The organism is Synechococcus sp. R55.7 (assembly GCF_047461955.1).
Taxonomy (GTDB): Bacteria; Cyanobacteriota; Cyanobacteriia; order Thermostichales; family Thermostichaceae; genus Thermostichus.
Window position 1 is genome coordinate 1 of the sequence record NZ_JANSIC010000171.1, and the last position, 5,579, is coordinate 5,579.

Consider the following 5,579-nt stretch of genomic DNA (forward strand, 5'->3'; position numbering starts at 1 on the left):
AGCACGAACTGCTGGAATCGATTGTGGAGCGCCTAAACAGTGGCGAGATCCGCGCCGTCGATTGAGCCCTGTCTTCAGGTTGAGATTGCCCTCAAGACTTTGGAGAACTAGACTCCAGTCTGTCCTCGAACGCCGGGTATTCTGCTTGTATCCTTGGGCTCATCCCGTCGGGTGGATCGCCTAGAATAATCCACAACCCACCTCTTTCTGCTGCCATGAGTTCTCACTCTTCAGATTGGTTCACGCGGGCTCGCCACATTTTTTACGGCACGGCCACCGCTCTGGTGGAGATCCTGCAAGACCCGGAAAAGCGCACCGAAAACCTCAACCGCCTTTCGATGGACTTGGGACAACTGGCGGCGGAGCTGGAGCAAAAGGGAGAGTTGATCGAGCAGGAGGCAGTTCGTTACGTTGAGAGTCTCAGGGATCCAGCCGCCAACGCCCCCTCGGCAAGTCCTGACTCTGAAGCGCCTGTCGAGAATGCTCCCCCGACACCAGCTTCCTCCCCCAACAAGCCGGCTATCTCCAGAGAAGAGATGGCTGAGTTGATGGAGCTGATCCATCAGATTGAGTCCTTGCGCCTGGATTTGGAGCGGTTGCGCACCTCGTCCTGAGTCCTGTGCGGTTCGATATCCTTACCCTTTTCCCCGAATTTTTTGAAACGCCGCTGCGCATTGGGCTGGTGGGCAAAGCCCTACAGCAGGGGATCGCCGAAGTCCACTGCACCAATCCACGCGACTTCGCCACCGATAAGCACCGCCGTGTCGATGATGAGCCCTACGGGGGTGGGGTGGGCATGGTGCTCAAGCCAGAGCCTTTCTTCGCTGCTGTCGCCTCCCTGCCCCGGTTGGATCCCTGCGAGATCATTCTGCTGACGCCCCAGGGGCAACCGCTAAACCAGGCGCTGCTGCAGGAGCTGGCCCAGAAGGCGCAGCTGATCCTGCTGTGTGGCCAGTACGAAGGCTTTGACGAACGCATCCGCCAATACCTGGCCACCCGCGAGGTGTCGCTGGGGGATTTTGTCCTGACCGGGGGGGAAATTCCGGCGCTGGCCCTGATCAACGGCGTGGTGCGGCTCTTGCCGGGCACTGTGGGCAAGGTAGACTCGTTAAAGAGGGAAAGCTTCGAGGCGGGGCTGCTGGACTATCCTCAGTACACCCGCCCGCCAGAGTTTCAGGGGTACAAGGTGCCGCCGGTACTCCTCTCAGGCGACCATCAAGCCATTGCCCGTTGGCGTCTGCAGCAGCAGCTGGTTCGAACCTGGCAAAGGCGGCCAGACCTGTTGGCCAAGCGCCCCTTGACCGCCGAAGAGCAGCAGTTGTTGGTAGAGGGGCTGGCGGAGCAGCACCCTCGTGTAAACGAAGCGGAGAAATAAATCATGCTCGGCAAGCTTCTCAACCGTCTCCTGAATCCATCGCCCGTCTGCTGGCGTGGGATCCCCTCGCCCCCAGCACTGCTCCTGGTGGGGATGGCTTTGAGCTCGGTTCTGAGCGGTTCTGGGGTGGCCCTGGCCCAAAGCGGAAGTGTCAACGAGGCCATTCGCCGCGACAGCAATCCCCCTCTGTTGGATGGCACCAGCATCAACGTCAACGATCTCTTCCGGGCTGCCGACTTCCTCTCCCGCCAGAATGCTGCTTCCCGCTGGGACGGCAAGGCCAGCGTTGATGCTGCTGTGGAGCAATTTAACCAATCCCGCCGCCGCTCCCTCCCGCTTTCTCCCGGTTCCTTGGCACCTGAGCCCACCCCCACTCCCTAAGGTTGGATCCCATTCCCGGTAAATCTGTTAGGATCGCAAAGCCGATCCCGTGCCTGCTGAAATGCGGTACACCGTTTTCGGGATCCATTAGGAGAACACCGCCGTGGTTAAGAGCACCCCCTCCAGCAAAGCCGATACGGAACAGCGTTTGGATCCCGCCAGCCGGGGTCACTCCAAAGACAGTTCCACCGAACTCAAAGGGATCCCGGGCTTCATTCACGAGACCCGTGTGGAATTGGGCAAGATTGTTTGGCCGAGCCGCCGGCAATTGATCGGCGAGTCGGTAGGGGTCTTACTGATTGTGTTGGCTTTTGCTTCCTTCATCTACCTGGTCGATCAAGTGTTTGCTTGGGTAGCCACTCAGCTGTTCTTGTGATGTTCTGTCCTGAGGGGCAAGAGAGTCATGTTCAAGGATGGCTACAGGGAGGATGTGAGGTGATGAGGCCAGAGCAGCAGCGAAAACGTCGTGGGGGCCGTGTGGAGCACTTTGAGCCTGCAGACGCGATCCCGGAACCAGACGAGGGGGAAGGTCAAGAGCGTCGCAACCTGCGCTGGTACGCCGTGCAGGTGGCCTCAGGCTGCGAGAACAAAGTGAAGAGCACCCTGATGCAACGGGCGGCTGCTTTGGATGTGGCGGATCAAATTGTCGAGGTGGTGATCCCGAAGCGGACGGGCTTCAAGCTGGATCGAACCGGCAAGCGCCAGGAGCAAGAGGAGAAGATTTTTCCCGGCTATGTCCTGGTACGCATGGACATGAACGACGACACTTGGATGGTGGTGAAAACAACCCCCAATGTGATCAACTTTGTTGGCACCGAAGAAAAACGGGCCTACGGTCGCGGTCGGGGGCATGTTACACCGCGTCCCCTCAGCCAAAGCGAAGTCCAGCGCATCTTCAGCAGCGTCGAGGTGGAGGAAGTGCCCCTCAAAATCGACATGGCCCCTGGGGATCGCATCGAGGTGCTATCCGGCCCCTTCCAGGGTTTCTACGGCGAGGTGGTGGAGGTCAGCCCAGAACGGGGCAAGCTCAAGGCGTTGATCTCGATTTTCGGGCGCGATACCCCGGTAGAATTAGAGTTTGGTCAAGTGCGAAAAGAGGTGTAACTGCGTTTCATGGCTAAGAAGTTGGTGGCCGTGGTCAAGTTGGCCATTCAGGCGGGCAAGGCCACCCCCGCTCCCCCCATTGGCCCAGCCTTGGGTCAACACGGGGTCAACATCATGGCCTTTTGTAAGGAGTACAACGCCAAGACGGCGGATCAGGCCGGGATGGTGGTACCGGTTGAGATCTCCATCTTCGAGGATCGCAGCTTTACCTTCGTCCTCAAGACGCCGCCGGCTTCGGTGTTGATCAAGAAGGCTCTGGGCATTGAGTCTGGCTCCAGCGAGCCCCACAAAACCAAGGTGGGATCCCTGACCCGAGCTCAACTGCGCCAGATCGCCGAGCAGAAGCTGCCGGATTTGAATGCCCACGATGTGGAGGCGGCCATGAAAATTATTGCCGGAACTGCTCGCAGCATGGGGGTGACGGTGGTGGATTGATGGAGGGATCCCTTGCCCTATCTGAGGTGTTCACGGTCTTGAAAAAGTTGTTCTAGCAAACCACTGTGGGGGAGAGAAGTTCTCGCCAGTACCCCGAGGAGAAACGATGGCTCGAAAGCTTTCCAAACGTATGCAGGCTTTGCGGGAGAAGGTGAAGCCCATTGCCTATGCTCCCGAAGCCGCTTTGGCCCTGATGAAAGAGACGGCCACCGCCAAATTTGAAGAGGCGGCAGAGGTTCACATCCGCCTGGGGATCGACCCCAAGTACGCCGACCAACAACTGCGCACCACTGTAGTCTTGCCCAGGGGCACCGGCCAAGAGATCCGGGTGGCGGTGATTGCCCGTGGCGAGAAAGTGGTGGAGGCCCAAAATGCAGGGGCGGATCGGGTTGGCTATGAAGACCTGATCGAGGAAATCAGCAAGGGCATGATGGATTTTGACCTTCTGATCGCCACCCCCGATGTGATGCCCCAGGTGGCTAAGCTGGGGCGGCTGTTGGGGCCGCGCGGCCTCATGCCTTCTCCCAAGGGGGGAACGGTAACCATGGATCTGGCCCAGGCGATCAAAGAGTTTAAAGCCGGCAAGCTGGAGTACCGGGCGGATCGCACCGGCATTGTGCATTTGATCTTCGGCAAGTGCAAGTTCCCCGTCGAAGCTCTGCTGGAGAACCTAAAGGCAGTGCAGGAGTCCATCGATCGCAACCGTCCCTCTGGAGCCAAGGGCAAGTATTGGCGAACCCTACACGTTTCTGCTACAATGGGGCCCTCGATTGAGGTTGATATCAATGCCCTGCGGGAGCTGAAGTTGGCGACCTAAGCCTGGCTTCGGCGCTGCGATGGGTTGAAAAGGGTTTGAGTGAGTGTAATTTGGAGGAGGATCCCGGCAGAACATCTTTCCCCAGTCGAATAGCAAGCCGAAGACAGCAGGTGCCCGCGGGCTTAATCTCCTGCCGAGGTTTGAGCGAAGTTCAAAGGGATCCCTTCTTGGATCGCTTTTGAGGGTGCGCTTATCTCCATGCGTCTCGGCCACGGCTGGGACGCATTCTGTTTGGCAGAACCCAGATTCACCACCCGTTAACCCTGGGTGACCATTGACAACAAAGGAGGTGAGCGCATGGGCAAGCAACCTTTAGCGAAGAAAGCGGAGATCGTCGATAAAGTCCGATCCCTGCTGCAGGCCAGCCAAATGGTGCTGGTGATCGACTACAAGGGGCTGACCGTTGCGGAGATGGACCAACTGCGGGCAGAGCTGCGCAAGTCGGATTCGGTTTGCATGGTTGTTAAGAATACCCTGATGCGGCGAGCCATCGCCGACCAAAAAGCTTGGGCAGGGATCATTCCCTTTTTGGCGGGGCCGACGGCCTTTATCTTGATTCGGGGCGATATTTCAGCCGCCCTGAAGGCGTATCAAGATTTTGCCAAGCAAACCAAGAAAACCGAGTTCCGCGGTGCTGGCATTGAAGGGCTATCCCTGACCTTGGAGCAGGCCAAGGCCATCGCCGAGCTACCGCCCAAGGAAGTGCTCATGGCCCAAGTGGCGGGCAGCCTCAAGTCGGTGGCCACCGGCCTGGCGGTCGGGCTCAATGCTGTGCCCACGCAAGTGGCGCGCGGTATCCACGAGATCCCAGCCTCTCTGGGGCGGGCCATCCGGGCCATTGCCGACAAAGAGGCTGCCTAAAGGGCTTCGGTTCATCAGCCCAAACCTATGTCATCCATTCCATTACCCCTTAAGGAGAAACCATCATGCCTTCAGAGCGCGTTGCAAAGATTTTGGAAGAGTTGAAAGCCTTGAGCTTGCTGGAAGCTTCCGAGCTGGTGAAAGCCATCGAGGAAACCTTTGGCGTCAGTGCAGCAGCCCCAGCCGGCGGCATGGTCATGGCAGCTCCTGTGGCAGCGGCGGCGGCAGCTCCGGCGGCAGCCCCTGAGCCGGTGGAAGAGCAAACTGCCTTTGATGTCATCCTCGAGGCTGTGCCAGCCGACAAGAAGATCGCCATCCTCAAGGTGGTGCGCGAGTTGACCGGCTTGGGTCTGAAGGATGCCAAAGATCTGGTCGAGGCGGCTCCCAAACCCGTCAAAGAAGGGGTTGCCAAAGAGGAAGCCAACGACATCAAGAAGAAGCTGGAAGAAGCCGGCGCCACCGTCAAGATCAAGTAGTTCCAGTTACGAGGAGAGCGCCTCTCCCTGCTCTGACGAGGAATCTAATCAAGACTCTCAAACCCAAGGGGGGCTGCTCCGGCCCCTCTTTTGGGTCTGCCCGACCATTGGCGTGGGTTCGGGATCCCTG

Annotated in this window: 9 protein-coding genes and 1 other annotated feature; all 9 genes read left to right on the forward strand. The window is 58.6% G+C overall.

The annotated features are described in order from the left end of the window. Positions 1-215: 215 nt before the first annotated feature. Positions 216-614: a hypothetical protein gene (locus tag NW820_RS09385; protein ID WP_414329472.1), complete on the forward strand. Its 399-nt coding sequence runs from the start codon at positions 216-218 to the stop codon at positions 612-614. Between the two features lie 5 nt (positions 615-619). Further along, on the forward strand, positions 620-1,375 hold the full coding sequence (gene trmD / locus NW820_RS09390; protein WP_414342776.1) for a tRNA (guanosine(37)-N1)-methyltransferase TrmD: 756 nt from the start codon (positions 620-622) through the stop codon (positions 1,373-1,375). A 3-nt stretch (positions 1,376-1,378) separates the two neighbouring features. Next, positions 1,379-1,756, forward strand: a complete 378-nt coding sequence (locus NW820_RS09395; protein ID WP_414407343.1) for a hypothetical protein — start codon at positions 1,379-1,381, stop codon at positions 1,754-1,756. 103 nt (positions 1,757-1,859) lie between these two features. Then, positions 1,860-2,132 carry a preprotein translocase subunit SecE gene (secE, locus tag NW820_RS09400; RefSeq protein WP_414407344.1) on the forward strand — a complete coding sequence of 91 codons (273 nt, stop codon included), beginning with the start codon at positions 1,860-1,862 and terminating at the stop codon, positions 2,130-2,132. Positions 2,133-2,194: 62 nt separating this feature from the next. Continuing rightward, a complete protein-coding gene (gene nusG / locus NW820_RS09405; RefSeq protein WP_414342805.1) occupies positions 2,195-2,860 on the forward strand; it encodes a transcription termination/antitermination protein NusG in 666 nt (221 codons plus the stop codon). 9 nt (positions 2,861-2,869) lie between these two features. Continuing rightward, complete coding sequence (gene rplK / locus NW820_RS09410) at positions 2,870-3,295, forward strand: 50S ribosomal protein L11 (protein WP_011432849.1); 426 nt, start codon at positions 2,870-2,872, stop codon at positions 3,293-3,295. 106 nt (positions 3,296-3,401) lie between these two features. Next, positions 3,402-4,112 (forward strand): 50S ribosomal protein L1, encoded by a 711-nt coding sequence (gene rplA / locus NW820_RS09415; protein WP_011432850.1) that lies wholly within the window; start codon positions 3,402-3,404, stop codon positions 4,110-4,112. 79 nt (positions 4,113-4,191) lie between these two features. Then, positions 4,192-4,351 (forward strand) — a sequence feature (ribosomal protein L10 leader region). Between the two features lie 58 nt (positions 4,352-4,409). Next, positions 4,410-4,973, forward strand: coding sequence for a 50S ribosomal protein L10 (rplJ, locus tag NW820_RS09420; RefSeq protein WP_011432851.1), 564 nt, complete (start codon positions 4,410-4,412; stop codon positions 4,971-4,973). Positions 4,974-5,038: 65 nt separating this feature from the next. After that, complete coding sequence (rplL, locus tag NW820_RS09425) at positions 5,039-5,449, forward strand: 50S ribosomal protein L7/L12 (protein WP_011432852.1); 411 nt, start codon at positions 5,039-5,041, stop codon at positions 5,447-5,449. Positions 5,450-5,579: the final 130 nt, after the last annotated feature.